Annotated in this window: 19 protein-coding genes; 8 read left to right on the top strand and 11 right to left on the bottom strand. The window is 69.3% G+C overall.

Annotated features, from left to right (window positions below; genetic code table 11):
- Positions 1–31: 31 nt before the first annotated feature.
- From APAU_RS10330 to APAU_RS10315, 4 genes are all read right to left on the bottom strand, one after another.
- On the bottom strand, positions 32–1,729 hold the full coding sequence (locus APAU_RS10330) for a hypothetical protein (protein WP_006301690.1): 1,698 nt from the start codon (positions 1,727–1,729) through the stop codon (positions 32–34).
- Positions 1,730–1,848: 119 nt separating this feature from the next.
- Positions 1,849–3,609 carry a sensor domain-containing diguanylate cyclase/phosphohydrolase gene (locus tag APAU_RS10325; RefSeq protein ID WP_269490173.1) on the bottom strand — a complete coding sequence of 587 codons (1,761 nt, stop codon included), beginning with the start codon at positions 3,607–3,609 and terminating at the stop codon, positions 1,849–1,851.
- A 79-nt stretch (positions 3,610–3,688) separates the two neighbouring features.
- Positions 3,689–7,291, bottom strand: a complete 3,603-nt coding sequence (locus tag APAU_RS10320) for a UvrD-helicase domain-containing protein (RefSeq protein ID WP_006301688.1) — start codon at positions 7,289–7,291, stop codon at positions 3,689–3,691.
- Positions 7,284–10,214, bottom strand: coding sequence for a PD-(D/E)XK nuclease family protein (locus APAU_RS10315; RefSeq protein WP_006301687.1), 2,931 nt, complete (start codon positions 10,212–10,214; stop codon positions 7,284–7,286). The genes APAU_RS10320 and APAU_RS10315 overlap by 8 nt, the downstream gene beginning before the upstream one ends.
- A gap of 260 nt (positions 10,215–10,474) precedes the next feature.
- Here APAU_RS10315 and APAU_RS12680 point away from each other — a divergent pair, with 260 nt between their 5' ends.
- From APAU_RS12680 to APAU_RS10290, 5 genes are all read left to right on the top strand, one after another.
- On the top strand, positions 10,475–11,137 hold the full coding sequence (locus APAU_RS12680) for a type IV toxin-antitoxin system AbiEi family antitoxin domain-containing protein (RefSeq protein ID WP_006301686.1): 663 nt from the start codon (positions 10,475–10,477) through the stop codon (positions 11,135–11,137).
- Positions 11,127–12,020, top strand: a complete 894-nt coding sequence (locus APAU_RS10305; protein ID WP_006301685.1) for a nucleotidyl transferase AbiEii/AbiGii toxin family protein — start codon at positions 11,127–11,129, stop codon at positions 12,018–12,020. Before APAU_RS12680 ends, APAU_RS10305 begins: the two co-directional genes overlap by 11 nt.
- A complete protein-coding gene (locus tag APAU_RS10300; protein ID WP_006301684.1) occupies positions 12,017–12,847 on the top strand; it encodes an ADP-ribosylglycohydrolase family protein in 831 nt (276 codons plus the stop codon). The genes APAU_RS10305 and APAU_RS10300 overlap by 4 nt, the downstream gene beginning before the upstream one ends.
- Positions 12,848–12,936: 89 nt before the next feature.
- Positions 12,937–14,208 (top strand): phosphopyruvate hydratase, encoded by a 1,272-nt coding sequence (gene eno / locus APAU_RS10295; RefSeq protein WP_006301683.1) that lies wholly within the window; start codon positions 12,937–12,939, stop codon positions 14,206–14,208.
- 214 nt (positions 14,209–14,422) lie between these two features.
- A complete protein-coding gene (locus APAU_RS10290) occupies positions 14,423–15,622 on the top strand; it encodes an MFS transporter (RefSeq protein ID WP_006301682.1) in 1,200 nt (399 codons plus the stop codon).
- A 62-nt stretch (positions 15,623–15,684) separates the two neighbouring features.
- On the opposite strand, the gene APAU_RS10285 is transcribed toward APAU_RS10290, so the two are convergent.
- The 4 genes from APAU_RS10285 to APAU_RS12675 form a co-directional block, all read right to left on the bottom strand.
- The gene (locus APAU_RS10285) at positions 15,685–17,766 is read right to left on the bottom strand and encodes a methyl-accepting chemotaxis protein (protein ID WP_006301681.1); all 2,082 of its coding nucleotides are present in this window, start codon (positions 17,764–17,766) and stop codon (positions 15,685–15,687) included.
- Between the two features lie 343 nt (positions 17,767–18,109).
- Positions 18,110–18,781, bottom strand: a complete 672-nt coding sequence (locus tag APAU_RS14925; RefSeq protein ID WP_232207849.1) for a methyl-accepting chemotaxis protein — start codon at positions 18,779–18,781, stop codon at positions 18,110–18,112.
- Positions 18,782–19,611: 830 nt separating this feature from the next.
- Complete coding sequence (locus APAU_RS14830; protein WP_232207733.1) at positions 19,612–20,181, bottom strand: cache domain-containing protein; 570 nt, start codon at positions 20,179–20,181, stop codon at positions 19,612–19,614.
- A 75-nt stretch (positions 20,182–20,256) separates the two neighbouring features.
- Complete coding sequence (locus APAU_RS12675; protein WP_006301680.1) at positions 20,257–20,730, bottom strand: RrF2 family transcriptional regulator; 474 nt, start codon at positions 20,728–20,730, stop codon at positions 20,257–20,259.
- Positions 20,731–20,994: 264 nt separating this feature from the next.
- Here APAU_RS12675 and APAU_RS10270 point away from each other — a divergent pair, with 264 nt between their 5' ends.
- Positions 20,995–21,651, top strand: a complete 657-nt coding sequence (locus tag APAU_RS10270) for a class II aldolase/adducin family protein (protein ID WP_006301679.1) — start codon at positions 20,995–20,997, stop codon at positions 21,649–21,651.
- On the opposite strand, the gene APAU_RS10265 is transcribed toward APAU_RS10270, so the two are convergent.
- Entirely contained in the window at positions 21,620–21,976 is a 357-nt protein-coding gene (locus APAU_RS10265) for a hypothetical protein (protein ID WP_006301678.1), read from the bottom strand. The two genes, APAU_RS10270 and APAU_RS10265, sit on opposite strands and share 32 nt — an antisense overlap.
- A gap of 89 nt (positions 21,977–22,065) precedes the next feature.
- Between APAU_RS10265 and APAU_RS10260 the strand changes: the two genes are divergently transcribed.
- The gene (locus APAU_RS10260) at positions 22,066–23,037 is read left to right on the top strand and encodes a dipeptidase (protein ID WP_006301677.1); all 972 of its coding nucleotides are present in this window, start codon (positions 22,066–22,068) and stop codon (positions 23,035–23,037) included.
- A gap of 3 nt (positions 23,038–23,040) precedes the next feature.
- Positions 23,041–24,432 (top strand): MFS transporter, encoded by a 1,392-nt coding sequence (locus APAU_RS10255; protein WP_006301676.1) that lies wholly within the window; start codon positions 23,041–23,043, stop codon positions 24,430–24,432.
- 12 nt (positions 24,433–24,444) lie between these two features.
- Here the strand turns inward: APAU_RS10255 and APAU_RS10250 are convergent, their stop codons facing one another.
- A complete protein-coding gene (locus tag APAU_RS10250) occupies positions 24,445–25,449 on the bottom strand; it encodes a hypothetical protein (RefSeq protein WP_006301675.1) in 1,005 nt (334 codons plus the stop codon).
- A gap of 30 nt (positions 25,450–25,479) precedes the next feature.
- Positions 25,480–26,136, bottom strand: coding sequence for a metallophosphoesterase family protein (locus APAU_RS10245; protein ID WP_006301674.1), 657 nt, complete (start codon positions 26,134–26,136; stop codon positions 25,480–25,482).
- Between the last annotated feature and the right edge of the window lie 45 nt (positions 26,137–26,181).

The raw sequence follows: 26,181 nt of genomic DNA, 5'->3' as shown, positions 1-26,181 counted from the left end.
GCCTTCGGTTTCCCCTCGCCGGTTCCCGGGGCTAACCCCGGCGGCGCAGGAGGAAGAGGGGCAGGGTCAGCAGGAAGCCCCAGGGGAAAAGAAGCCCCGCCGTGCATCCGCCTCCGGAACTGCCGCCCCCGCCCGTGGGATGGGTCCCTGTGGGTGCCGTCGTGGGGATCGTCGTGGGGGGGGTGACGTTGGAGGCGCACAGGCAGAGGGGGTCTTCCAGGACCCCGTCCTCCACCCCGTCGGACACCAGGAAGTAGCCGATGCCGTCCTCCAGGATCGTCGTGACCTCCGGGGTGCCCGAGTCGGCCACCAGAAGGCGGAAGAAGAGGGTGGCCTTCCCCGTGGCGGGGTCGCTGGCCACGGTGAAGAAGGCTTCCCGGTTTCCCGTGGCGTTGGCCAGGGTCAAAAGGTCCACCACCTGAGAGGGGAAGTGCTTGTAGGGGCGCACCCGGGTGAAGAAGGTGGTGAGCTTCTCGCTGGAGGCGGCCAGCTCCTCCAGGAAGGCGGCGGCGTCGGCGGAGGTCAGGGTCTTCTCCAGCATGGTGCGGGAGATCTCCCAGTTCACCAGCACCGGCTGCACCCACGTGGCGGTGGGGGTTCCCTGGGGGATCATGCGCAGGGACACCGCGGCGATGGGGTCCTTCACCAGGGGAAGGTACTTGTCGCTCACCGGCTCCAGGGTCCCCGCGTCCAGGCTTTCGGGGATCTCCCCCGTCACGTCCGCAGGCAGGTCCAGGGTGATCGCGGTCATCTCGGCGCCCCCCACCCGGGAGGTGGTGAACCGCTCGGCGTAGCGCTTCACCAGGAGGGTGATGGTGTGGGTGGAGGAGTAGGTGTACCCCCCCGCTCCCCGAAGGGTGAGGGCGTAGGTGGGGTCTCCGGAGATGGCGTCGGATTTGAGCTGCTGGGCGAAGCCCGGGTAGACCCAGGAGTGCCCCGTCACCGTCGCGTTGGTGCCCGGAAAGAGGTCCGCGTCTTTGGAGACGCCGGTGCCCTCCACGGTGACCAGGTTGGAGCCCCAGTTGTTCACGCGCAGCCAGAGCAGGTCCGCGCTGGCCGCCAGCACCCCCAGCTCCAGGTCTTCCTCCGACCCGTTGGCGGGGTTGAGGGCGACGGTCTGGAAAGCTGCGGGCTGGGTGCCCCCCACGGCGTAGTTCAGGTCGAAGGCGTCCCCCAAGTCCAGCCGGGCCACGTAGAAGGCCTGGCTGCGGGAGCCCTTGTCGTAGGCCGCCTGAAGGGTGAGCTTGGACATGCGTTCCCGGGAGTTGCCGAAGTTCCATCCCAGGGTGAAGTCCTGGCTGGTCTTGGCGGCGATGGTGGCGGAGGATCCCGTGGCCACCTTGCCGGAGGTGGTGAGGGTCACTGCCTTCTTGGTGTCCTGGTTGTTCCCCCAGACCGCCAGGGTGCCGGAGGGCCGCTGGGCCCGGATCAGGAGGGCCGTGAGCCCCGCGGGGTTGACGGCCGTTCCCGTGCCGTTTCCCAGGTGCAGGCCGAAGGCCTTGGAGGAGATGTCCAGGGTGGGGTGGTCCGCCTGCCCCACCGCGTCCTGTCCCTCCTGGGCCAGGCCGCTGCCCGCGGCGAAGAGGTCCGCGGGGGAGTTGATGGGGTAGGGGTAGGTGGTGCTCCGAGGTGTGGCGCTCACCGGCAGGGTCCCCGTCAGGAAGGCCGTTCCCCAGAGGGCCAGGCCCCCGGCGAAGGCCACCCAGGCGCGTCGTGTGGATCGTCTCATGGTCATCCCTCCAGGATCGAAATGGGGTCCCTCCCGAGCGATCGGGCGGCCACCCGTATTATGGCATCGGTCGTCCCGGGTGCAAGGGTGAGTCTTGGGGACGAGGCATCCCCCCGCCCTTAGGGGGTGTCGGCGATCCCTTCCGCCTCCAGGAGGGCGGCGAAGCGGTCCGCCAGGGTCGGGTCAAAGAGGCTCCCCCGGTTCCGGCGGATCTCCGCCAGGGCCAGAGGGAAGGACAGGGGGGGATCGTAGGGCCGGGGGTGGGTGAGCACGTCCAGGGCGTCCAGAAGCTGGAAGAGCCGGACCGGGAAGGGGATGGACTCCTGCCAGAGCCCCTGGGGGAAGCCCCTGCCGTCCCACTGTTCGTGGTGCGAGAGGACCAGGTCCGCCGCAGGCAAAAGCTCCGGGATGCTCTTGGCCAGGCGGTAGCCCGTGGTGGGGTGTTCCTTCCGGGCAAAGAAGGCCTCTTCCTGGAGGGGGGCGGGGAGGTCCAGGATGTCCTGGGGGCATCCCACCAGCCCCAGGTCGTGGAACTGGCAGAGGAGCCGGAGGGTCTTGTGGTCCCCCTCCTTCAGGCTCATGCGGGGTCCGATCCAGTCGCACCAGCGCAGGAGGCGGTTCACGTGGAGCCCCATCTCCCCGCCCGAGACCCGGTGGAGCCGCTCCTCCAGGGCGGCCAGGATGCGCAGCCGGGCCCGACGGCCCTCCCGCATCTTCACCTCGTACATCCGGTCCTCGGAAGTCTTGAGCAGGACGTCCCGGTAGTCCTCCTCCGGGGCGTTCTTGATCCCGTAACCCAGGGAGATGCTGGGGCGCACCAAGCCGCGCCCCTGCCAGGCGGCGCAGAGGGCGTGGATGTGGGCGATGCGTTCCCGTGCCCGGCTGGCGTCCGCCCGGGGGAGGAGGATGATGAACTCGTCCCCCCCCCAGCGGAAGACCTGTTCGTCCGGTCCCGCGTCCTGCTGGAGGATTCGGGCGATGGTGGTGAGGAGGATGTCCCCCTCGGGGTGGCCGAAGGCGTCGTTGGCCAGCTTCAGCCCGTTCACGTCCCCCATGATGAGGCACAGGGGCAGGTGTTCCGGGGTGTCCAGCCGTTGCAGCTCCTGGTCGAAGCAGCGTCGGTTCAGGAGCCCCGTCAGGGGGTCGTGCATGTTCAGGAAGCGGATCTGTTCCTCCGCCTCCCGGCGCTCGGAGATGTCCTCCACCACCCCCACCACCCCCAGGAAGGTGCCCTTCCGGGAGGTCATGGGGCGGAACTGGGCCTTCAGGAAGGAGGTCTTGCCCCCGGTGAGGGAGGTGTACTGTCCCTCGTAGAGCCCCGGGGTGCCCGCCAGGGAGTCCAGGACCGCCCGGCGCATCCAGGGGTTCACCAGCTTTTCGATCATGTTGAACCCCAGGAGGCGTTCCTTCTGGGTGCCCATGATCTGGGCGAAAGTCTCGTTGAGGTCCGTGACGATGCCGTCGTGGTCGATGTGCACGATCCCCAGAGGGGAGTGGTCGAAGATGGTGTGGTACCGCTCCTCGCTTTTTTCCAGCACGTCTTCGTTCTGTCTGTGGTGCCGGGTGTCCCGACAGGACAGGACGAAGGCGGTCTGCCCTCCCAGGAGGGTCCGCCCCATCAGCGCCTCCGTGGGGACCCGCTGTCCTCCCTGCGAGAGGGGCAGGTCCAGGGGGAGGAAGGGGGGGGATTCCCGCTCTGCCAGGTAGAGCACCCGCTCCAGGAAGCCCCGGGGCAGGTAGGAACCCAAGTGCTCCGGGTCTCCCTGGGAGGACAGGGTTCCCGTGGAGGGGGAACGGTGGAGGATGTGTCCCGAGGGATCGAAGACGAAGACATAGTCCTCGAAGCCCTCCAGAAGGTCCTGAAGGGGCGTGGGAGACACGGGGGTTTGAAAGGTCGGGGCTTTTTTCGCGGCCATGGCACTCCCTCGGGGGTGGGGCGTCTGGCAGGTGCCGACCTGATTATACGGTCTCACGGTCCCCTTTCGAAGGGCCGTTTTTCCCGGTTCCCTCGGGACAGCCGTTTCTCCAGGGACAGGAGGGGCAGCGGGAACGTTCCGGCGGGTAGGGACCCCGGGCCGCCTGGGCCGCCACGGCGCGGACCTCCTCTTCCAGAAGGTCCCAGTCCCCCGGGGGGGGGACCTCCAGGGGAGGGGGGAAGGAGCCGTCGTTTCGGGGCCGCAGGAGCCAGAGGGCCAGGTCCGGGGCCTCCCCGTGGGCCCGGCGGGCCGCCAGGGCGTAGAACCGGAGCTGGTGGGAGTACAGCGTCTCCGCCGCCTCGGCGCTTCGGGCCGTCTTGTGGTCCCGCAGGTGCAACCCCGATCCGTCCTGCCAGAGAAGGTCCACCGCCCCCACCAGCAAGGTTTCCCCCAGGGGAACCCGGAAGGGGACCTCCCGTCGGCAGGAGGGCAGGGACAGGGCGGCGCGGAACGCCTCTCCCCAGGGGGTTTCGGAGAAGCCCCCCAGCCAGCGCTCCAGGGTCTCCCGGACCGAGGCGTCCCGGAAAAGGGGGCGCAGGTCCTGGGGGAGCAGGTTCAGCAGGGTCCTCCCCCGTTCCCCCTCCGGGGAGGTCAGCCAGCGGGGAAGGCTGGCGCCTCTCCCGTCCCAACGGGCCAGCACCCAGTGGGCCAGGCTCCCCAGGTCCGCCCCCCCGGCGTCCCCGTCCAGGGGGGAGCCTCCCTCCCATGCCGGATCCAATCCCTGGCGGAACCGCATCCGGTAGGCCAGGGGGCAGAAGCGGAACAGGGAGTAGGCGGTGGCGGACAGGCGGGCCAAGGGGGTCGTCTCCCGAGGCGGCAGGGGCAGGGGGCGCAGGCGCGAGGCGGGGGCCGAAGGGGGAGGAGGAGAGGATCCCTCCGGCGCTGTCTCCACCTCCTCCCAGACCGCACCGGGCAGGGGGTGCTTCCTCAGGACCTCCATCCAGGACCCCGCGGCCCCCCGGATCGTCCCGTCCTGGCCTCGCCTTTGGGTGCCCAAAAGCCAGAGTCGGTCCTGGGCTCGGGTGGCGGCCACGTAGAGGAGCCGTTGCCACTCCTCCCTGGTCCCCGCCTCCTCGAAGAACCCCTCCCAGAGGCCGGAACGGACGGGGGACGCCTCCGGGGGCTCCAGGTCCGGGGGCCAGGAGCCCAGGGAAAGGCCCAGGTGACGGGAGGGGAGGACCCGGGCCTTGCCCCGGGCCTCCGGGGTCTTCTCCAGACGCACCACCGCCACCACGGGAAACTCCAGCCCCTTGGCGGCGTGGACGGTGAGCACCCGTACCGCGTCCTCGTCCTCCAGCAGCTCCGGTTCCGCCTGGGGCAGCTCCCGGGCCAGGGCCTGGCCCAGGTAGGCCGCCGTTCCGGGGAGGCTGGGGCCGAAGGTGGCCTCGAAGGACGCCGCCAGGTCCGCGGCGGTCCTCAGGTTCCCCAGCACCCGCCTCCGGGCCCCGGGGGGGTAGGCCGCAAGCCAGGAGGGGCGAGCCAGCAGGGCCTCCAGCGCCGCCGTCCCTCCCTCCAGCAGGGCGATGCGGCGCAGCCGGTCCCGCTCCGCCACCCCCGCCGCCAGCTCCGGGTCCTCCCCCAGGTCGCCCCGGCCCAGGCGGGGCAGCACCCCGTCCAGGGGCAGGCCGGAGAAGGGGCTTGCCAGGAAGCTCCCCAGGGCGAGGGGGTCCCGGGGGTCCGCCAGGGAGGCCAGGAGGTCCGCCAGGTCCCGCACCTCCCCCCGGGTGAAGAACCCCACCGCGGCGGTGAAGGCCCCGGGGACCCCGAAGGCCGTGAAGGCCTCCTCCAGCAGGGGGTAGTCCGCCCGGGTGGGCACCAGCACCGCCAGGTCCCGGTATGCCGCCGGGCGGTGGCGCCTCTGGGCCTTGTCCCACACCGGGGCCCCCGTCTCCACCAGGGACCGGAATCGGGCCGCCAGGGTTCCGTAGAGGCGGAGGCGCAGCTCGTCCACCTTCTCCTTGGACGGCTCCCCTTCCTCCTCCTCGGGCTCCCGGGGGGTGGCGGTGAGCACCTCCAGGGCGGGCCCGGGCAGGGCGTTGCGCTCTTTCCACCAAGGGGCCTCCTCGGGCCCCCGGAGGGGGTCGTAGCCCAGGGAGAGCCCCGCCCCCAACCCCTCCTCCCAGAGGCTGCCGAAGAGGCCGTTGATCCCCTCCAGCAGCTTTCCCCGGGTGCGGTAGCTGCAGTCCAGGGAGATGCGATCCCCGCCGGTTGCCCGGGCCCGTTGGAGGGTCTCGTCGAAGAGGGCCAGGTCCGCGTGGCGGAACCGGTAGACGGACTGCTTCAGGTCGCCCACCACGAAGAGGGATCCCTTGCCGCCCTCCCACAGGGCCTGGACCAGCCGGTCCTGCAGGGGGTCCGTGTCCTGGAACTCGTCCACCAGGAGGTGGCGGAACCGGGAGGCGTAGGCCGGGTTCCGTTCCAGGGCCTGTCGGGCCAGGGCGATGAGGTCCCGGAAGATCAGGGCGCCGGAGCGCATCCGGGAAGCGTCCCAGGCCGCCCAGCCCAGGGCGCAGACCCGGCAGATCCGTTCCAGCAGGGCGTCCTCCTCCGGGGAGATCCCCTCCTCCAGGGATCGGGCCAGCTCCGCCTCGGAGGCGCGGTCGTCCCTCCAGTCCTTCAGGGAGGAGCCCAGACCCTCCTCCAGGAGGGCCTTCAGCTTGGAGGTTCCCGGAAGGCGCTTCAGGGGTCCCTCGAAGAGTTCCCGGACGAAGCGCCGGTCTCCCTCCCCGTCCCAGGGGAGGCTGGCGGTCCGGGCCAGGAAGCCCCGCAGGGCCTCCCCCATCTTGGACCCGTCCCGGTCCAGGTCCGCCCCCAGGGAGGGGAGCAGGTCCCCGTCCCAGAGGTTGCGGATCTCCCGAAGCCGGGGCTCCAGGGCCTGGGCGATGCGGTCCGCCGCGGCGACGGGGTCGAAGGGGGCGCGGGTCCACAGGTCCTCGGGGGTGTGGTCCCGGGAACCGTGAAGCTCCGCCGCCTCCCGCACCAGCTCCGCCAGTCGCCTCGGGGACAGGGCGTTCACCAGCCGGGGGAATGCCGGATCCCCGAAGAGGTCCTGGCAGCGGTCCCGCCAGGGGTCCTCCAGAAGGCGCAGAAACCAGGCCGGGTCCAGCCGGTCGAAGGCCCCCTCCATCTCCTCGAAGAGGGCCCCCTCTCCGCAGGGGGAGGCGATCCGGGACTCCGGGTCCAGGTCCAGCACCAGTCCGGATTCCCGGATCACCCGCAGGGCGAAGGCGTGGAGGGTGGAGATGTACCCCTCGTCGATGCGCGCCGCCGCGTCCCTCAGGTGTCCCAGTTTCTCCGGTTCCGCCTCCAGCCACTGGAGCAGGCGGCACCGGATGCGGTCCCGCATCTCCCGGGCGGCCTTCTCCGTGAAGGTGAGGGTCAGGATCTGTTCCACCCGGCAGGTGGGATCCGAGGCCAGGAGCCAGGCGAACCGGCTGCTCAGGGTGTGGGTCTTTCCCGTGCCCGCCCCGGCCTGTACCACCACCAGGGATCGAGGGCTGATCACCCCCTGCCGCTGCTCCGGCCGCAGGTCCCCCAGCAGCCTTTCCATCCAGGGTTCCGCGGCGAGGCGGTGCGGGTCAGTCACGGTCCTCCCCTCCTTCCGGGGCTTCCCCCGTCACCCCTTCCGACCGGGCCTCCCCCCTCCGGCAGAGCCCCCCGAAGGGACAGCCCGGGCAGGAAGGGGAGTCGTACCGGGCGGGGTAGCGCCCCGACTCCAGGGCCTCCGCCAGGGCCCCCATGGTCTTCCATGCCTGTTCCTGAAGGGACTCGAAGGAAACCTTGCCCTTCCTCGGGGAGGTCCCCCGATAGGCCTCCGCCAGGTCCTCGTGTCCTTGGGCGAAACGCCCCGCGAAGCCCCCGTCTCCCAGGCAGAGGTAGCCGTACCCCGCCAGGGGGAACGGAAACCCCTCCGGGGGGGACTCCGTCAGGGCGGCGACGTAGGCGGGAAGCTGCAGGTGGGTTTGATACCGCTTCGAGCTGCCCAGCTTGTAGTCCAGAAGCACCGCCACGGTGCCGGCGGGAGTCTCCCACAGGTCCGCCCGGTCGCAGCGTCCCCGAAAGGAGACGGATCCCAGGACGGCTTGAGGTTCCAGGGTCTCCCGGAGGACTCCCCCCCGAGGGAAGAGGGCCTGCAGGCGTTCCTCCTGGGCGTCCTGCACCGCCCCGAGACGCCGGGCCTGTTCCCGCAGCCTCAGGGCGTGCCGGGCCAGGGCGGGGTCGCAGAGCAGTTCCCGGTAGCCTCGGTCCGGGTCCCGGAACACCTCCTCGAAGAGCCGCACCGCCGCCGCCTCCAACCCCTGTGCCCTTTGGGGAGACTGGGGGTCCCAGGCCCGCTGCCACAGTTCGTGGAGGGCATTCCCCACCCGGGCGGGGTCGAACCGACCTGTCGGGAAGGGGGCCAGCCCCAGTTCCTGTTCGCACCAGAAGGCGAAGGGACAGCCGGCGAAGCGGTCCAGGCCGCTGAAGGTCCCCCGCGTCCGGGGCTCTCCCCGCCCCTCCTGGGGGGCGTTTCCCCTCACCCCTCGGAGGAGACGTCGGGAGGGGAGGGGGCCCTCCGCGTCCTCGAAGAGGGGGCCCGCGAGGGGGATCAGCTGGGAGAGGGGGCGGCGACGGGGGGGCTCCTCCTGGGAGAGCTGGTCCACCAAGGGGGCCTCGAAGGGGGTGGGGGGCAGGGGGCGCCCCTGGTCGTCCTGCAGGGGCCGGGTCAGGAGACACCCCTCCCGTCCCGTGAGGACCAGGCGGCGGAACAGGGCCTCCCTCTGGACCCGCACCTCCGAGAGCACGGGCAGGTGGGTGCGCTCCAGCCCCAGGGTCTCCGCCTCCAGGCCGTTGAGGCTGTGCCGGTCCCCGTCCGCCAGGAGGGCGGATTCCTTCAGTGCCCCGGGCCAGGCGGGGGCCGTGGCCCCGGTGAGGACAAACCACCGGTGGTCCGCCAGCACCGGGGGCGATCCAGGGTACACCGTCAGGGCCCCCCGAAGGGGCTGGGCCTGGGAGGTCCGGGCCTCCTCCGCCCAGGTCTCCAGAAAGGCCACCGCATCCCCTCCCGAGAGGGGGTTCTGGGCCGCCTCCCCCAGGGGAGGGGTGGCTTCCTCCAGGGAGAGGATCTTCCGGTCCAGCTCCGCCGTGGCGGAGGCCAGACGGTGCACCGCGCCGTCCCGCTCCGCCCCTTCCCCCGCCAGGTCCGCCAGGGCCCGGGTCCAGGGGGTATCGCGGGACACCAGGTCGCGCAGGAGGCGCAGCAGCTTGGGCGGGGTGCCCCCTCCCTGGAGGTCCCGGGCGAAGCCCCGAAGGCGACGGAACCGGTCCAGGAAGGGCGGAAACCCCTTCAGAAACGCCGTCCATTCCTCCTCCCCCGAGGGAGCCGTCCCCCGGGCCTGGGCGGCGGGGAAGGAGGCGCCCCCCAGGCAGGGCAGGGAAAGGAGCCGAAGGGTCCTCTCCGTGGGCCAGCCGCTTCCCGCCGCGTCGGCGCAGAGCCGGGGCAGGCGTCCCAGGTCCGTCTCCCCCACCGATCCGCCCCCCCTCAGGACGTGGGGGATGCCGTACCGTTCCAGGACGAGGCCGGCCGCCTCCCCCTGATGGGGGTCCACCGAAACCCCCACCGCCTCGAAGCCCGGGAAGGGAGGGGGCAGCAGGGCCTCCGGGTCCCCGGCGGCCCAGAGGGCCAGCTCCCGGGCCAGGGTCTCCAGCTCGAACCTCCGGTCCCCCGCCTCCAGGATCCGCAGGGTCGCGGGAGGGGAATCCAGCCGCGCGGGGAGGACGCCGAACTGATCCGCCGCGTCCAGAAGCCCCTCCAGCCCCGTCCAGGGCTTGAGGATCGTGCAGGGAACCCCCCGGGCCAGCAGCGCCCGCACCAGGCCCCCCTGCCCGTGGGTGAAGGACAGAAAGCCCACGAAGACCAGGTGCACCCCCCAGGCCCCAGGGTCCTCCAACCCCTCCGCCAGCTCCCTCGTCCGGGTGGCCACGGAGGCGCTGTCCGCCAGGCCGTGGCGGTCCAGGTAGGACAGGTAGTCCCGATAGAGGCGGCAGAGCACCTGTCCCGGATGGGAGGGATCGGGGCATCCCTCCCCGCATCCCGGACACCCCAGGGCGGCCCGGAGGTGTTCCGGCGTGGCCTCCTCCCGCAGCAGCTCCCGCAGGTCTTTCCCCAGGAGGGACAGGAACCCCCGGCGCAGGACCCCGGGGGGGAGGCGGTCCTCCCTCTCCTTCCGCAGGGCCTCCACCAGGTGGCGCAGGATCAGGAAGTGGTCCGGCGGGTCGATCTGCCGACGCACCCGCACGGGCGTTCCGGATCGGTCCAGCTCCGCCGCCAGCTCCCGGTACAGGTCGGTCCACTGCCAGATCCGGGGTCGGGGGCCGAAGTAGGCCCGTCCCCCCGCCAGGGTGTCCAGCAGCAGGTCCCGGTCCCCCCCGGAGGGGACCAGGAAGCGGACCGTCTCGTCCGTCCCCAGGCGGCGAAGCTCCGGGGCCAGGTCGTGCACATGCCGGTATTCCAGGATCCGTGGGTCCATGGGGGCCTCCGCAGGTGATGCCATTGATGGAATGAGCCCACGCTAGCACCGCGACTGGGGCGGAGCAAGGGGCGCGGGATGGGTAGGGGGCTTTGCATCCCCTTTCCCGGATGGACTGGGGAAGGGGATCCTCAAAAAGAGAGAGGAGAGAGAGCCCCCGGAGTTTGCTGATAGACATATAATCTACTAAGGACTAAAAAACGCCGTTTGGTAGATTTTTCTGCAACATTCAATTGCATAAACATGAAGGATGTGGGAGCATGGCGGGTTCGTCCATCCCCGAACTGGTGTCCGCCCTGGGGCGAGAGGAGTTCCCTCGAAGCCGTTTGGCAGAAGAATTGTCGCGGCAGGGCTATTGCCGAGTCTCCGATCGCATCGCTCTTCTCGCGAATCAGGGGGTGGTGCGGAGGATCACCCGGGACTGGTTCGTCCTGGGAACCCTTTGGAGGAAGCGAAACCTTCACCTGCGTTGGCTTGCCAACCAGTTGCTTCTGCCCTCCACCCTTTCCCTGGAGTACGCCCTGGGGTTTTACGGGTTGATCCCCGAAGCGACGGGAACCTTCACTTCCGTGACCCCCCGGAGGGGGAGAGGATTCGAGACCTCCGAGGGATCGTTTCTCTACACTGCCATTCCTTCAAGGGCTTTTCCCTGCGGGCGGACTCTCGCCTCCCTGGGGGAGGAGCGTTTTTTCCTGGCTTCGCCGGAAAAGGCCCTGGCGGACAAGGTCTGGACGGAAAGGCTGCCCACGCCGGTGGATTGGGAGGTCTACCTGGTGGAGGACCTCCGATTGGACGAAGGATTCTGGTCTTCCGCCCGCATGGAGGAATTGAGGCGTTTCGCCGCAGCCTACGGTTCCCGCAAACTGTCGTCTCTGGCGTCTTTTTTCGAGAAATGGAGAGGAGGAAGACCTCGTGGCCGTTGAGGTGGTGGGGGAGATGTTGTCCCGATACGACGTGGAGGATCCTGAAGGGGCCCGCAATGCCCTTCGGGAGGTGCTTCAGGAGATTGTCCTGTTCGGTCTCTATGAGGGCGGTTTTTTCGACACGGTGGCCTTCTATGGAGGGACGGCCCTTCGGATCCTCCACAGGCTGGATCGGTTCTCCGAAGATTTGGATTTCTGTCTTCGTCCCGGGGCGGAGACCTTGGAGCTTCGTACCTTCGGGAGAAGCGTGGAGGAGGCTTTGAGGCGGTTTGAAATCGAAGCGTCCTTCGAGCCCCGGGAGGAAGTTTCTCCGGGGGGGATCGTGGCGGCGCAGGTACGCACGGAGCCGCTGCGGGGAATCCTCTCGGTGTCCCTGGTCTCCGCTCTGGGGGAGGTGGTGGCGCGATTGCCCCGCAACCAGACCCTCCGCATCAAAGTGGAGGTGGATACGGGAAGGGCCAGGGGGTTCGAGGACGAGGAATCCTACGCCCTCTATCCCGTCCCTTTTCCCCTGCGGGTTCTGACCCTCCCGTGCCTGTTCTCGGGCAAGATGCACGCCCTCCTCTGCCGCGGATGGGGAAACCGGGTGAAGGGGAGGGATTGGTACGACCTGCTTTGGTTTCTCCGCAAGGGGGTTCCTCTCCATCTCCCCTTTCTGGAGGAGAAGCTCCGGGAAAGTGGCCATTGGGCGGAGGCGCGCCCGCTCCAAGCAGAGGATGTTCGTCGACTCTATCGAGAGCGAGTGGAGCGTCTGGATGTGAAACAGGCTCGCAACGACCTTCTTCCCTTTGTGCGGGAACCTTGGGTTATGGATGCGTGGAGCCCTTCGTTGTTCGCTTCCCTGGAGGAGAGGCTCTTCGCCGCCGGAGGGGTGCCGAGATGATCCCCCTTCTGGGGGCCTTGGCGGGGGATGCGGCGGGGTCCGCCTACGAGCGGGATCCTGCGCCGCCGGGGGACTTCGACCTCTTCCCGTCGGAGGCGCGCTTTACCGACGACACGGTGCTCACCCTGGCGGTGGCGGATGCCCTGCTGGAGGCGGGGGACTACGAGGCCTCCCTGCTTCGCTGGGGGCGAGCCTACCCCGACGCGGGGTACGGGTCCCGCTTTCGGGCCTGGTTGGGGGACCCGCAAGGGACGCCTCGGGACAGCCTGGGCAACGGGTCCGCCATGCGGGTCTCCCCGGTGGCCTGGGCCTTCGACGACCTGACGTCGGTTCTGGTGGCGGCGGAGGCCTCCGCGTGGCCCTCCCACCGCCACCCCGAGGCGGTCCGGGGAGCCCAGGCGGCGGCGGCCTCGGTTTTCCTGGCCCGCACGGGGGTCCCCCGGGGGGAGATCCGGCGGGCCCTGACGGATCGGTTCGGCTACGACCTGTCCCGCTCCCTGGCGGATCTGTCCCGGTCCCCCCGGTTCGACGCCACCTGCCCCGGCTCCGTGCCCCAGGCCCTGACGGCGTTTTTGGAGGCGGAGTCCTTCGAGGATGCCCTGCGGGGGGCGGTGGGGCTTCGGGGGGACGCGGACACCCAGGCCGCCATCGCCGGGGCTGCGGCCCAGGGGTTCTTCGATGTCCCCGATTCCCTGGCCCGTCGGGTTCGGGGCCTGCTGCCCCCGGAGCTGCTGGCCCTCCACGACCGGTTCTGGGGGCGCTTCGTGGAGCCCCGTCTGGGCATGCGTTCCCTCACCCCTTTATCCCGTCTCCCGGATCGCCTATAGTGGGTTCCGGCCCACACGGGCCGAGGCCTCCAAGGAGACGAGAGCGCCCCAAAGAGACGGAGGACCCCATCTGTAGGGAGGGATGTAGTGTGAGCGCAGCGATCCAGAACGTCAGCGCCATGGAGATCCTGGATTCCCGGGGGAACCCCACCGTCCGGGTGCGGCTGGAGCTGGAGTGCGGCATCGTGGCGGACGCCTCGGTGCCTTCCGGGGCCTCCACGGGAGAGAACGAGGCGGTGGAGCTTCGGGACGGGGACAAGGGCCGCTACGGCGGCAAGGGCGTCCTGAATGCGGTGCGGAACGTCAACGAGATCCTGGCCCCGGAGATCACCGGGATGGACTGCCGCCAGCAGGCGGAGCTGGACCGGCGGATGATCGAACTGGACGGCACCCCCAACAAGGGCAAGCTGGGGGCCAACGCCATCCTGGGGGTGTCCATGGCGGCGGCCCGGGCGGCGGCGTCGTTCTGCGATCTTCCCCTGTACGCCTACCTGGGGGGGCCCGGAGCGGTGCGCCTGCCCGTCCCCATGATGAACATCCTCAACGGAGGGAAGCACGCGGAGAACAGCGTGGACTTCCAGGAGTTCATGGTCTTCCCCCTGGGGGCTCCCTGTTTCTCCGAGGCCCTGCGCATGGGAGCGGAAACCTTCCACGCCCTCAAGGGGATCCTCAAGAAGAAGGGCTACGCCGTGGGGGTGGGGGACGAGGGGGGCTTCGCCCCGGACCTGAAGAGCAACGACGAGGCCTGCGAGGTGATCCTGGAGGCGGTTCAGGCGGCGGGGTACAAGCCCGGCAAGGACATCTTCCTGGCCCTGGACCCGGCGGCCAGTTCCTTCTTCGAGGGTGGGGCCTACGATCTGGCCAAGTCCGGTCAGGGGCGCAAGACCAGCGCGGAGATGGTGGACCTCTTCGACCAGTGGGTTCGGAAGTACCCCATCGCCTCCATCGAGGACGGTCTGGGGGAGAACGACTGGGAGGGCTTCGCCTCCATGACCGAACGGATGGGGGATCGGGTCCAGATCGTGGGGGATGACCTGTTCGTCACCAACGCCGCTTTCGTGCGTCAGGGGATGGAGCGGAAAGCTGCCAACGCGGTGCTCATCAAGCTGAACCAGATCGGCACGGTGACGGAGACCATGGAGACCATCGACCTCTGCCGCCGGGCGGGGTGGGGCTACGTCATCTCCCACCGCTCCGGGGAGACGGAGGACGCCTTCATGGCGGACTTCGCCGTGGCCATGGGGGGCGGGCAGATCAAGACGGGTTCCGCCTGCCGCAGCGAGCGGATCTGCAAGTACAACCGGTTGCTGGAGATCGAACAGGAGCTGGGGGCCTGCGCCCGGTTCGGCCGGGCCTGCTGAAGGCGGAGCGTTTGCAAGGCGTTCCAGATGCAGTAGGGGGCGGCCCTGAGGGGCCGCCCTTCGCTTTTGAGAAGGGTGTGCGCGGGGGGCGTGATCGACCGAGGACACTTCGGTCTTCACGGTCGTTTCGGAAGAAGAGAATCGGATAGGATGGATGCCGGGAATCCGGGTCTTTCTGGAGAAACGGAGAAGAACCGTTAAGGGGGAGATCAGGGTGGCCGCACCGTCGTTTCGCGAGCGACTCCGGGGGTTCCTGGGGCTGAACCGCACCCTGGGGACCCTCATGGGCTTGGTGGTTCTGGTGGGGCTGGGGGAGAAGATGGCGGAACGCTTCCTGCCCCTGTACCTGGTGGCCCTGGGGGGATCCGCCTGGGCGGTGGGGGCCTTGAACGGCCTGGATAACCTCCTCTCCGCCCTCTACTCCCTTCCCGGGGGGCTGGCCAGCGACCGGTGGGGGCCCAAGCGGGCCCTGACCCTGTCCACCCTGGTGGCCCTGGGGGGGTACCTGGTGGTGATCCTGGTGCCCACCTGGCAGGCGGTGCTGGTGGGGGCGGTGGGGTTCATCGCCTGGACCGCCGTGACCCTTCCGGCGGTGATGGGGCTGGTGAGCGCCTCGGTGCCCAAGAACAAGCGGGTCATGGGGGTGTCCCTCCATTCCCTGGTGCGCCGGATCCCCATGGCCCTGGGGCCGGTGGTGGGAGGGGTGCTCATCGGCCTGTGGGGTACGGAGAAGGGGGTTCGGGTCGCCTTCGTGGTGGCCCTGGTCCTGGGGGTGGCGGCCCTGGGGCTTCTGTGGCGCTTTCTGGACGACCGGAGGGAGGAGGGGGAGCCCGGAGGGATGCGGGCCGCCCTGGGGAACCTCTCCGGAGATCTGCGAAGCCTCCTGGTGTCGGACATCCTGATCCGCTTCGCCGAGCAGATCCCCTACGCCTTCGTGGTGCTCTGGGCGGTGCAGGTCCAGGGGCTCTCGGCGGCCCAGTTCGGGGTGCTCACGGCCATCGAGATGGTCACGGCCCTGCTGGTGTATCTGCCCGTGGCGGCCTTGGCGGACCGGTACGGCAAGAAGCCCTTCGTGCTGATGACCTTCGGTTTCTTCACCGCCTTCCCCCTGTCGCTGCTCTTCTGCCACAGCTTCGGGTCCTTCGCCCTGGCCTTCGTCCTCCGGGGGCTGAAGGAGTTCGGGGAACCCACCCGCAAGGCCCTCATCATGGAGCTGGCCCCTCCGGGGGCCAAGGCGGCCACCTTCGGGGCCTACTACCTGGTGCGGGACGTGGTGGTCTCCGCTGCGGCCTTTGCCGGGGCCCCCCTGTGGCTGATCTCCCCCCAGGCCAACTTCCTGGTGGCCGGTGTCTTCGGCGCCGTGGGGACGGTGTATTTCGCCCTGCGGGGGCGGGACGTGACCCTGCCCGGGTAGGCGAAACGGGGTCCCCGAGGGGACCCCGCTCCCGTTTCGTGCGCCTTTGCTCCGGCCTCGGTCTAGCGTCCGGAGCCGAGGCTCTTGATCGTTCCCGCTGCCTGGTCCAGGACGAACCGGGCCAGGAGCCTCTTGAGGTGTTCCGCCCCCTCCGCCAGCTTCTGGGACTCCTGGGCCACCGACTCGGAGGCGTGGGCGGTTTCCTCGGTGGAATGGCGGATGCTTTCGATGGTCTCCACCACCTGGATGGTGGACTTGGTGGCCTGGTCGATGCCCTGGGCCATCTCCCCGCTGGCCGCAGCCTGCTCCTCCGACGTGGCGGCGATGTTCTGCATGGCGTCGTTCACCCGGGCGATCTGGGCGAGGGCCTCCTGGAGCTTCGCCTGGGCCTCGTGGGCTTTGGCGATGGTGCCCTCCAGGACCTTCCCGGATTCCTCGGTCACCTCCAGGGAGCCCTTGGTGTCCGTCTGGAGGGAGGTGATTAGGGTCTCCACCTCCTTGGCGGCCCCGGCGGACTCCTCCGCCAGCTTGCGCACTTCCTCCGCCACCACGGCGAATCCCCGTCCCGCTTCCCCCGCCCGGGCCGCCTCGATGGCGGCGTTGAGGGCCAGGAGGTTGGTCTGGTCGGCGATGCTCCGGATGGTGGCCACGAACCCGGAGATGGAGGACACGGACTCCGCCACCTTGCGAAGCCGCTCCGCGCTGAGGCGGGATTTCTCTCCCACCGTGTTCATTTCCGTCACCACGCCGTTCACCTGGGTCACCGCCTCCTCGGAGAGGCTGGTGGTGCGTCCCGAGGCCTCGGCCCCGTCGGAGGCGGCATGGGCGGCGGTGCTGGCCCCGGAGCTGACCTCCTCGATCCCCGCGTTGGTCTGCTGCAGGGCCGCGGAGTTGGACTCGGAGAGGGAGGCCACGTGGTCCACCGAGGCCTTCACTTCCTCCATGGAGGCCACGGATTCCTCGGACAGGGCCGCCAGGGACTCCGCGGAGGCGGCGGTGCGGTCCGCCTCGTCCTTGATGCTCCGGACGCTGTCCCTCAGGGCCTCCTGGAGGCTTTCCAGGGATCGGACCATGAGCCCGATCTCTGTCTTCTGGGCCTTTTGGGCGGTGAGCCAGTTCAGGCTCTCGTCCCGGGTGAGGTCCAGCCTGCCGATGCGCTCCAGGGTCTGGGAGACCCCGTGGATGGGCCCCACGATGCTCTTGGCCAGAAGGACCAGCATCACCCCGAGGAGGAGCAGGACCGTCGCGCCGGCGGCAAGCTGTCGCAGAGCCAGGGAGGCCACCAGGGCGTACAGTTCGGACTTGGGGAAGGCCAGGGCCAGGATGAAGCCGTGGGAAGTGGGGGCGTAGAAGGCCCGGAACTCCTCCCCCCGGAAGGTGTAATCGGCGTAGCCTTCTCCCCCCGTCAGCATCTTTGCCCCTGCCGCCGCCATTTCCGGGGAGACGTCGGATCCGGCCTTGGCCATGTTCTCCTTCATCACCAGCTCCGGGACCGGGTGGGCCAGGACGAGTCCCTGGGGGTCCAGGAGGAAGCCGTAGCCCTTGCCGAAGATCCGATACCCCGTCACGATCCGGGAGAGGGTCTCCAGGTCCACGTCGATCCCCGCCACCCCCAGAAGGCGGCCGTCGGCGCCCTTTGCCGGAGCGGCCACGGTGACCACTAGCTTGCCCGTGTTGGCGTCCACGTAGGGAGCGGTGAGCACCACCCGGTCCTCCTGCACCGCCAGGGTGTACCAGGGGCGTTTGCGGGCGTCGTAGTCCGGTTTCTCCACCCAGTCGCCCCCGGTCCCCACCTTGCCGGTGGATTCCAGGCCGACGTACAGGTCCACGATGTTCAGGTCCTTCGCGCAGGAGCGATAGAACCGGGCCATGGGGGATTCCAGGTCGTCGTCCGTGACGGCTTTCCCCGTTTCCAGGAGCTCCGCGGCCACGTCCCGCATGCCCAGGGCCACGATGCCCAGCTTGTGGAAGTATTCGTCCACCTCCCGGGCATTGCTCCGCACCACCTCGAGGCCTCCGGTGTCCACCTGCCGGGTCAGGATGCTCCGGCTCTGGAAGAACACCAGGCCGATCATCGCCGACAGCAGGACCACGGTCCCCGAGCCGAGAAGGGTCAGTCTCGCCTTGATGGTCAGGTTGCTCACGTCTTTCGGTCTCCTCCTTCGTCTCCCCGGGGCTTTCCGCTTTCCCTCGCGTCCCGACGCCTCGTGTCACCTCCCCGCAAGAGAAGGAGAGGAGAGCTTTGCCCGGGGGATAAAAGTGAATCATGAATAAGGCAATATCTGAATCCTAGAGGGCCAGTTAGAGGGGGACAACCCTGTCTTCGGGCTCATTTCGCAATTTTCGGAATGGAGATGCGGAGGAGGAGAGGGGGACTTGGGCGGGGTGCTGCCTTCTGGTGCGGGATGGGATGCCGAATCGGGGGCACGAAGAAGCGGGGCCCCGGTGGGGCCCCGCTTCTTCGTGTCCCTTTGCTCCGGTACCGGTCTAGCGTCCGGAGCCGAGGCTCTTGATCGTTCCCGTTTCCTGGTCCAGGATGAACCGGGCCAGGAGCCTCTTGAGGTGTTCCGCCCCCTCCGCCAGCTTCTGGGACTCCTGGGCCACCGACTCGGAGGCGTGGGCGGTCTCCTCGGTGGAGTGGCGGATGCTCTCGATGGTCTCCACCACCTGGATGGTGGACTTGGTGGCCTGGTCGATGCCCTGGGCCATCTCCCCGCTGGCCGCAGCCTGCTCCTCCGACGTGGCGGCGATGTTCTGCATGGCGTCGTTCACCCGGGCGATCTGGCCGAGGGCCTCCTGGAGCTTCGCCTGGGCCTCGTGGGCCTTGGCGATGGTGCCTTCCAGGACCTTCCCGGATTCCTCGGTCACCTCCAGGGAACCCTTGGTGTCCGTCTGGAGGGAGGTGATGAGGGTCTCCACCTCCTTGGCGGCCCCGGCGGACTCCTCCGCCAGCTTGCGAACTTCCTCCGCCACCACGGCGAAGCCCCGTCCCGCTTCCCCCGCCCGGGCCGCCTCGATGGCGGCGTTGAGGGCCAGGAGATTGGTCTGGTCGGCGATGCTCCGGATGGTGGCCACGAACCCGGAGATGGAGGACACGGACTCCGCCACCTTGCGAAGCCGCTCCGCGCTGAGGCGGGATTTCTCCCCTACCTTGTTCATCTCCGTCACCACGCCGTTCACCTGGGTCACCGCCTCCTCGGAGAGGCTGGTGGTGCGGCCCGAGGCCTCGGCCCCGTCGGAGGCGGCATGGGCGGCGGTGCTGGCCCCGGAGCTGACCTCCTCGATCCCCGCGTTGGTCTGCTGCAGGGCTGCGGAGTTGGACTCGGAGAGGGAGGCCACGTGGTCCACCGATGCCTTCACCTCCTCCATGGAGGCCACGGACTCTTCCGACAGGGCCGCCAGGGATTCTGCGGAGGCGGCGGTGCGGTCCGCCTCGTCCTTGATGCTCCGGACGCTGTCCCTCAGGGCCTCCTGGAGGCTTTCCAGGGAGCGGACCATGAGCCCGATTTCGGTCTTCTGGGCCTTCTGGGCGGTGAGCCAGTTCAGGCCCTCGTCCCGGGTGAGGTCCAGCCTGCCGATGCGCTCCAGGGTCTGGGAGACCCCGTGGATGGGCCCCACGATGCTCTTGGCCAGAAGGACCAGCATCACCCCGAGGAGGAGCAGGACCGTCGCGCCGGCGGCAAGCTGTCGCAGAGCCAGGGAGGCCACCAGGGCGTACAGTTCGGACTTGGGGAAGGCCAGGGCCAGGATGAAGCCGTGGGAAGTGGGGGCGTAGAAGGCCCGGAACTCCTCCCCCCGGAAGGTGTAATCGGCGTAGCCTTCTCCCCCCGTCAGCATCTTTGCCCCTGCCGCCGCCATTTCCGGGGAGACGTCGGATCCGGCCTTGGCCATGTTCTCCTTCATCACCAGCTCCGGGACCGGGTGGGCCAGGACGAGTCCCTGGGGGTCCAGGAGGAAGCCGTAGCCCTTGCCGAAGATCCGATACCCCGTCACGATCCGGGAGAGGGTCTCCAGGTCCACGTCGATCCCCGCACCCCCAGAAGGCGGCCGTCGGCGCCCTTTGCCGGAGAGGCCACGGTGACCACCAGCTTGCCCGTGTTGGCGTCCACGTAGGGAGCGGTGAGCACCACCCGGTCCTCCTGCACCGCCAGGGTGTACCAGGGGCGTTTGCGGGCGTCGTAGTCCGGTTTCTCCACCCAGTCGCCCCCGGTCCCCACCTTGCCGGTGGATTCCAGGCCGACGTACAGGTCCACGATGTTCAGGTCCTTCGCGCAGGAGCGATAGAACCGGGCCATGGGGGATTCCAGGTCGTCGTCCGTGACGGCTTTCCCCGTTTCCAGGAGCTCCGCGGCCACGTCCCGCATGCCCAGGGCCACGATGCCCAGCTTGTGGAAGTATTCGTCCACCTCCCGGGCATTGCTCCGCACCACCTCGAGGCCTCCGGTGTCCACCTGCCGGGTCAGGATGCTCCGGCTCTGGAAGAACACCAGGCCGATCATGATGGCCAGAAGACCTACCACTCCTGCGGCGAGGAGCCCCAGTTTCGCCTTGATCGTCATCGTCCTCATCCCCCTTCGTGCTTGATGTCCCTGCGGCTGTGCCCCGGGTCGCGCCTCTGTGGAGGGCGGGGCGGGTCAGGCCGCCTTCTTCCTGCGCCTGCGGTGCTTGAGGGTGCATTCGGTGGCCGTTTCCTCCTCGCCGTGGAAGCATTCCACCAGTTCCGCCAGGGTCTTGCTCGCCAGTTCCTGGGAGACCCGCTCCGTCACCGCGTCCACCAGCCCCTTCACCGGACAGGGAGGGCGGTTGCAGCCCTTGAGGGCGCACCCCTGAGACTTCAGGGGGCCCTCCACCGCCTCGGCGATGGAGAGGAGGGAGACCTCCTCCGGGGGGACCACCAGGGAGTAGCCTCCTCCCGGCCCCTTGCAGGAGCGGATCAGCCCCGTCCGGAGGAGCCTCTGGAGGGTCTTGGTGACCAGGGGCTCCGTGGCCCCGAAGTGGTCGCCGATCTCCCGGGCGCTGCAGGGCCGGGGGCCGCGCCTTTCCGCCAGATACACCATGGAGTGGAAGGCCAGGGACAGGGTCTCCGTCAGGTTCATCACGTGGGCCATGGGATCATCCCCCTTCGATTTGCCGGATTGCCGTGATCGCGTACCGCGTCGATGAAGCCGCTTAGAATGACATTATGCTAGTAGGCCGTTTCATTTTGCGCAACCCTGCCAAAAGACCCATTTTATAAGTTACAAATTACAGAAAATCGACGCAAGTCATTTCATGCAAAGGCTTTAACCTTAGTTCTATTGTGCTCCGGTGAATAGGGGATTCGTCTTGACGGGCCGGTCGGGATGGGGTTCCATGCGGGGGGAGGGGATGCCATGAATCGGAACGAGGCTCGGGAAGCGGTGGTGCGCACCGGTCGCCTGCTGGAGGAGCGGGGGTTGACGGTGGGCACCGGGGGCAACCTTTCGGTGCGGGTGGAGGGGGAAGAGCTGGTGGCCATCAAGCCCAGTGCGGTTCCCTACGGCCTGATGACCCCGGAGGACGTGCCCCTTCTGGACCTGGAGGGACGGGTGGTGGAGGGGCGATGCGCCCCCTCCAGCGAGTGGCGGATGCACCTGGGGGTGTACCGGGCCCGGCCCGACGCGGGGGGGGTCGTGCATACCCATTCCCGTTTCGCCACGACCCTGGCCTGCTTGAAGTGGGAGATCCCGGCGGTGCACTACCTGGTGGCCGCTTCGGGGGACGAGCTGGTTCCCGTGGCTCCCTACCGGACCTTCGGAAGTCCGGAGCTGGCGGAGGTGGCGGTGCAGGCCCTGGGGCGTCGGGGCAAGGCGGTGCTGTTGGCCAACCACGGTCTGCTGGCCCTGGGGGCCGACCTGGGGGAGGCCTTCGGGGTGGCGGAGCAGCTGGAGTTCGTGGCGGAACTCGCCTGGCGGGCCCGCTGCGTGGGGGAACCGGCGCTTCTCTCCCGGGAAGAGACCTGGGAGGCCCTGGAGGCCTTCAGGGGGTACGGTCCCGGCCGCTCCTCCTGAGGGCGTCCGCCTCCAGGCGGCTTCGGGCGTTGAGGCGCTCCACCAGGGCCTGCTCCTGGAGCAGGTCCTCCCGTTCCTCCGCCTGGCGGATGCGCTGTTCCGCCAGCTTCTTGCGGAGCCGCTGGAGGTTCAGCTTCTGGGATCGGGCCACCAGTTCGTGGTGCCGGTCCATCATGTCGTTGCGGGTGTGGTCCAGGGATTCCAGCGCCTCCCGAAGCCGTTCGGCGATGTTCTCTTCGGTCTTCTCCGCCTTGGGGACGGAGGCCTCCCGGGCCGGGGGGAGGAGGGGTTCCTCGAACCTTCTGGTGGGGTCGATGCCTTGCATGGCGGATCACCTCCTGGAAATGGGACGTGCCCGTTTGAGGATCGGCTGTCCGGCGGGGACAGACAAGGTTTCGGGAAGGGGTTGAGGAGATGGAAGGCACGGGATGGGCGGACGCCCACGGGGACGTGCTCATGGACCTGGCGGTGAGGAGGGCTCGGGGGGAGCGGAAGGTCCTGGCCTCTCGCTACCTGGAGGGATACGAGTCCGCGGGGCTTCGCCTGTTGGTGTGTTCCCTCTTCGTGGAGGACCGGTTGGTTCCCCGGGCCCTCCAGGAGGCGTTGCTCCAGGTGGGAGCCCTTCTGGAGGAGCAGGAGGAGACCCCCGGACGGTTCCGGCTCTGTCGGTGTCGGGAGGAGCTGCGGGAGACCTTGGAACGAGGGGAGCTGGCCCTGGTGCTCTCCCTGGAGGGAGTGGAGCCCCTGGGACGGGATCTCGGGCTGCTGCGGGTCCTTCGGGAGCTGGGGGTGTGCCTGATGGGCCTGACCTGGAGTCGGCGCAACGAGGCTGCGGACGGCTGTGTGGTGGAGGGGACCTCTCCCCTGCGCCCGGGGGGGCTCTCTCCCTTCGGGCTGGACCTGGTGCGGGAGGCCCAAAGGCTGGGGATCGTCCCGGACGTGAGCCACCTCAACGATCCGGGCTTCGAGGACGTGGCGGCCCTGGGGGGGCTCTTTCTGGCCTCCCATTCCAACTGTCGCGCCCTGCTGGACCATCCCCGGAACCTGACGGATTCCCAGATCCGGGCGGTGGCGGCTTCCGGCGGCGTGGTGGGGTTCAACGCCCACGCCCCCTTTGTGGGGGGAGACGGGGATCCCTGCGATCGGATGCTGCGGCACCTGGAGCACCTGGTGGAGGTGGGGGGACCGGACCATGCGGCCCTGGGGCTGGACCTGTGCGACCCCTTCTTCGCCCTGGCGGGGGAGCAGCCCAAGGATCTCTTCCGAAGCCACGAGGAGGCGGCGCGGTGTCGCGGCCGTCTGGTGGAGCGCTTCGGTCCCCACACGACCCGGAAGATCCTCCGGGACAATCTGGTGCGGGTGGTGGAAGCCGCCTTGCCCGACTGAACCATGGAGCCCTCGCCTTCCGATTCCCGCCGGAAGAGGTGGGTTCTGTGGATCTCCCTGGCCGCCTCCTTCCTGCCCCCCTTCATGGCGTCGGCGGTGAACGTGGGACTGCCCGACATGGGCCGGGAGTTCGCCCAGGGAGCCTCCTCCCTGGGAGCCGTGGCGTCGGTGTTCCTCTTCGCCCTGGCGGTCTGTCTGGCCCCGGCGGGGAAGGGGCTGGACCTGTACGGCCATGCCCGGGGGCTCGGGACGGGGTGCGGCGTCTTCGCCCTGGGGTGTCTGGGGGGCGCCCTGGCCCCCACCTTCCCCCTCCTGCTGGCGGCCCGGGGGTTGCAGGGCGCGGGGGGAGCCCTCATGACGGTGGGAGGGGTGGCGATCCTCACGGAGGCCTTTCCCCCGGGGGAGCGGGGACGGGTGCTGGGGGTCAACGTGGCGGCGGTGTACCTGGGCATCTCCCTGGGGCCCACCCTGGGGGGGCTGCTGGTGGACCTGGCGGGGTGGCGGCTGCTCTTCTGGGTCCCCCTGCTTCCCTGCGGGGCGACCCTGGCGCTGCTGGCCACCCTGCCCGGGGGGCTGCCCCGGGGGACGGGGAGGGGGGTCTTGGACGGGGTCTCCTGCGGCCTCTTCGGCCTGGGGCTTTCGGGGCTGCTTTGGGGGGTTCCCCGGCTTCCGGAGCCCCGGGGTGCGGCGGCCCTGGCGGCGGGGGCGATCCTGTGGGGCGTCTTCGCCCGAAGGCAGCTCCGGTCCTCGAACCCCCTGCTGGACCTGCGGCTCTTCCTCCGGGGCCGGGCCTACGCCTTCTCGAACCTGGCGGCGTTGCTGCACTACGGGGCCACCTACGGGGTGACGTTCCTCCTGTCCCTGTTCCTTCAGGAGATCCGGGGGCTCTCTCCCCGGGACGCGGGGTTGCTGCTGGCGGTGCAGCCGGTGGTGCAGACCCTCTTTTCTCCCCTGGCGGGGCGGCTTTCCGACCGGTTCGATCCGGGGCGTCTGGCCTCCCTGGGCATGGGGCTCACGGGGGCGGGTCTGGGGCTGCTGCTGTTTCAGGACACCCGGTCCTCCCTGGCCCTCCTGGCGGCGGCGGGGGCGGTGCAGGGGCTGGGGTTTGCCTTCTTCTCCTCCCCCAACACCAACGCCATCCTGGGCTCCGTGGGGAGGGGGGACCTGGGACAGGCCTCCGCCACCCTGGCGCTCATGAGGGTTCTGGGCCAGTCCTCCAGCATGGCCCTGGTGGCGGCGGTGCTGAACCTGCGGGGGCTGGGGGCCGTCCCGACCGGAGCGGACCCCCTGGGGATGGTGGGGGCCATGCGGGGGTGCTTCGGTCTCTTCGCGGGGCTCAGCGTCCTGGGGGTGTTTCTCTCCCTGGCCCGGGGGGCGAAGGAGCCTGCGTCCTGAGCGCCGGGAAGGTCAGGAGGGTTTGCGGGCCAGTTCCTCCTCCAAGGCTGCGGCCCGTTCCCGAGTCTCCGGGCTGAGTCGTCCGAAGAGGTCCCGGCGGTATTCCAGGGCCAGGCCGTTTCGGGAGGAGGCCCGGTCCGCCTTCCGGTCTCCGGTCCAGGGGACCTTCTTCCCCTTCGCGAAGACGTCCAGGTCCACGCACCGGCTGCCGTCCTCCCGGTACTCCAGGGCCAGGGCCACCTTCTTGATCTCCTCCGGGGGCAGGGGGGTGAAGAGGCGCACCCGGTAGACCGGCACGCTCATGAGGAGCATGGCTTGGTCCTTCCCCCATCCCTCTCCCAGCACCACCCCCAGATCCAGCCCCTCCACGGCGGTCATCAGCCGTCGATAGTGCAGGTCGTACCGGTCCTCGGCGTCATAGATGCGCACCTCCATGTCGTTCCAGTCCGGGGTGCCCATGGCCAGGGCCAGGTAGTCCATGGCCTTGCCCCGCAGGTGGGTCAGCACGGTGGAGTAGGGCTGGTGGACGATGAGGGCCTCCGGGTGGAAGTCCTCCGGTGTCAGGGGGCGGTTCAGGGGCTGGGTGGTGAAGTACACCACCGTCCCCGTCTCCACGGCGCAGCGCAACCGGGAGCCCCAGCCCCTCTGGCTGGGTTCTCCCTGGAGGTCCTCCCGGATGCGGTCGATGGCCTGGTCCAGGTTCCCCAAAAGGCGCATCACCACCATCCCCGGGGCGGTGGTCACGTGGTCCACCAGGTCCGTGAGGTGCTGGTTGATGAGGTCGCAGAGCACCGTCTCCGGGGGTTCCGGGGTGGAGAGGACCTTGAGCTGTCCCTGCCCTTCCCCGGAGAGGAAGAGGAAGACCAGCGTGGCCTCCTCCCCCGCCAGGTCCACCGCCGCCGCGGGGTCCGTGTCGGAGAGGGTCCCGGAGCGGTTCAGCCGCTCCTCCAGCCGGGGGTCCGAGCGGGTGGTCTCGATCATCAGGATCTTGGGGCCTCCGCGCACCAGGGAAAGCATGGGTCACCCTCCTCGTCGGGTCTCGCGGCGCTACATGCGCCGTCGGCGTCTCAGCATCCGCTCGTCGTCGGTCCCTCCCGGGTAGGGCAGGCGGGTCACTTCCCGGGAGACCAGGTCCACCAGGTGCATGTGCTCCAGGCCGTTCAGGTAGAGCCGTCCGTTCTCCTCCCCGCTTCGGCGGGTAAGGTCGTGGCCGAAGAGGTTCACCGCCTCCGGTTCCGCTGCCACGTCCCGGTAGTAGTGTCCCAACCGGATCCGAAGGGGTCCCAGATCCAGGGTCTCCCCCCGGCGGATGATCCGGCGACAGGGCAGGAGGTCCTCCAGGATCTCCGGGTCGTCGTGGTTTCCCGCCGCCACGATGCAGGGCACGTCCTCCTCCCGGAGGATCCGGGCCAGCTTCCGGACCCGGTCCCGGTAGCAGTCCCGGGAGTTGGGCCACAGTTCCAGCTTGATCTCGTCCGCCACATCCCCGGTGTGCACCAGCCACAGGGGACGAATCCTCTGGAGCACCCGCCTCAGGTATCCGTAGGTGGACGAGGGCGTGTCGGACACGTGAAGGAGGCAGCCGCTGCCGTCCAGGGCCGGGGGCAGGAAGCCCACCCGGGTGAGCAGACGGTCCAGACGTTCCCGGCTTCTCTGCGCGGACTCGTCGTAGGGTGTCACGTCGGGGGGAGAAAACCGTCCCATCAAAGACCCCCTTCCTCGTCCCTCAGTATACTCCCTGGGCTCCGG

This window comes from Aminomonas paucivorans DSM 12260, assembly GCF_000165795.1.
Taxonomy (GTDB): domain Bacteria; phylum Synergistota; class Synergistia; order Synergistales; family Synergistaceae; genus Aminomonas; species Aminomonas paucivorans.
This window is presented reverse-complemented; position numbering and strand designations above follow the sequence as displayed.

Bases quoted from the DNA above. Each gene is read 5' to 3' on its own strand.
- APAU_RS10330 (WP_006301690.1), bottom strand. From the start codon at position 1,729: ATGAGACGATCCACACGACGCGCCTGGGTGGCCTTCGCCGGGGGCCTG.
- APAU_RS10315 (WP_006301687.1), bottom strand. From the start codon at position 10,214: ATGGACCCACGGATCCTGGAATACCGGCATGTGCACGACCTGGCCCCG.
- APAU_RS12680 (WP_006301686.1), top strand. From the start codon at position 10,475: ATGGCGGGTTCGTCCATCCCCGAACTGGTGTCCGCCCTGGGGCGAGAG.
- APAU_RS10300 (WP_006301684.1), top strand. From the start codon at position 12,017: ATGATCCCCCTTCTGGGGGCCTTGGCGGGGGATGCGGCGGGGTCCGCC.
- APAU_RS14925 (WP_232207849.1), bottom strand. From the start codon at position 18,781: ATGAACAAGGTAGGGGAGAAATCCCGCCTCAGCGCGGAGCGGCTTCGC.
- APAU_RS14830 (WP_232207733.1), bottom strand. From the start codon at position 20,181: ATGACGATCAAGGCGAAACTGGGGCTCCTCGCCGCAGGAGTGGTAGGT.
- APAU_RS12675 (WP_006301680.1), bottom strand. From the start codon at position 20,730: ATGGCCCACGTGATGAACCTGACGGAGACCCTGTCCCTGGCCTTCCAC.
- APAU_RS10270 (WP_006301679.1), top strand. From the start codon at position 20,995: ATGAATCGGAACGAGGCTCGGGAAGCGGTGGTGCGCACCGGTCGCCTG.
- APAU_RS10265 (WP_006301678.1), bottom strand. From the start codon at position 21,976: ATGCAAGGCATCGACCCCACCAGAAGGTTCGAGGAACCCCTCCTCCCC.
- APAU_RS10260 (WP_006301677.1), top strand. From the start codon at position 22,066: ATGGAAGGCACGGGATGGGCGGACGCCCACGGGGACGTGCTCATGGAC.
- APAU_RS10255 (WP_006301676.1), top strand. From the start codon at position 23,041: ATGGAGCCCTCGCCTTCCGATTCCCGCCGGAAGAGGTGGGTTCTGTGG.
- APAU_RS10250 (WP_006301675.1), bottom strand. From the start codon at position 25,449: ATGCTTTCCCTGGTGCGCGGAGGCCCCAAGATCCTGATGATCGAGACC.
- APAU_RS10245 (WP_006301674.1), bottom strand. From the start codon at position 26,136: ATGGGACGGTTTTCTCCCCCCGACGTGACACCCTACGACGAGTCCGCG.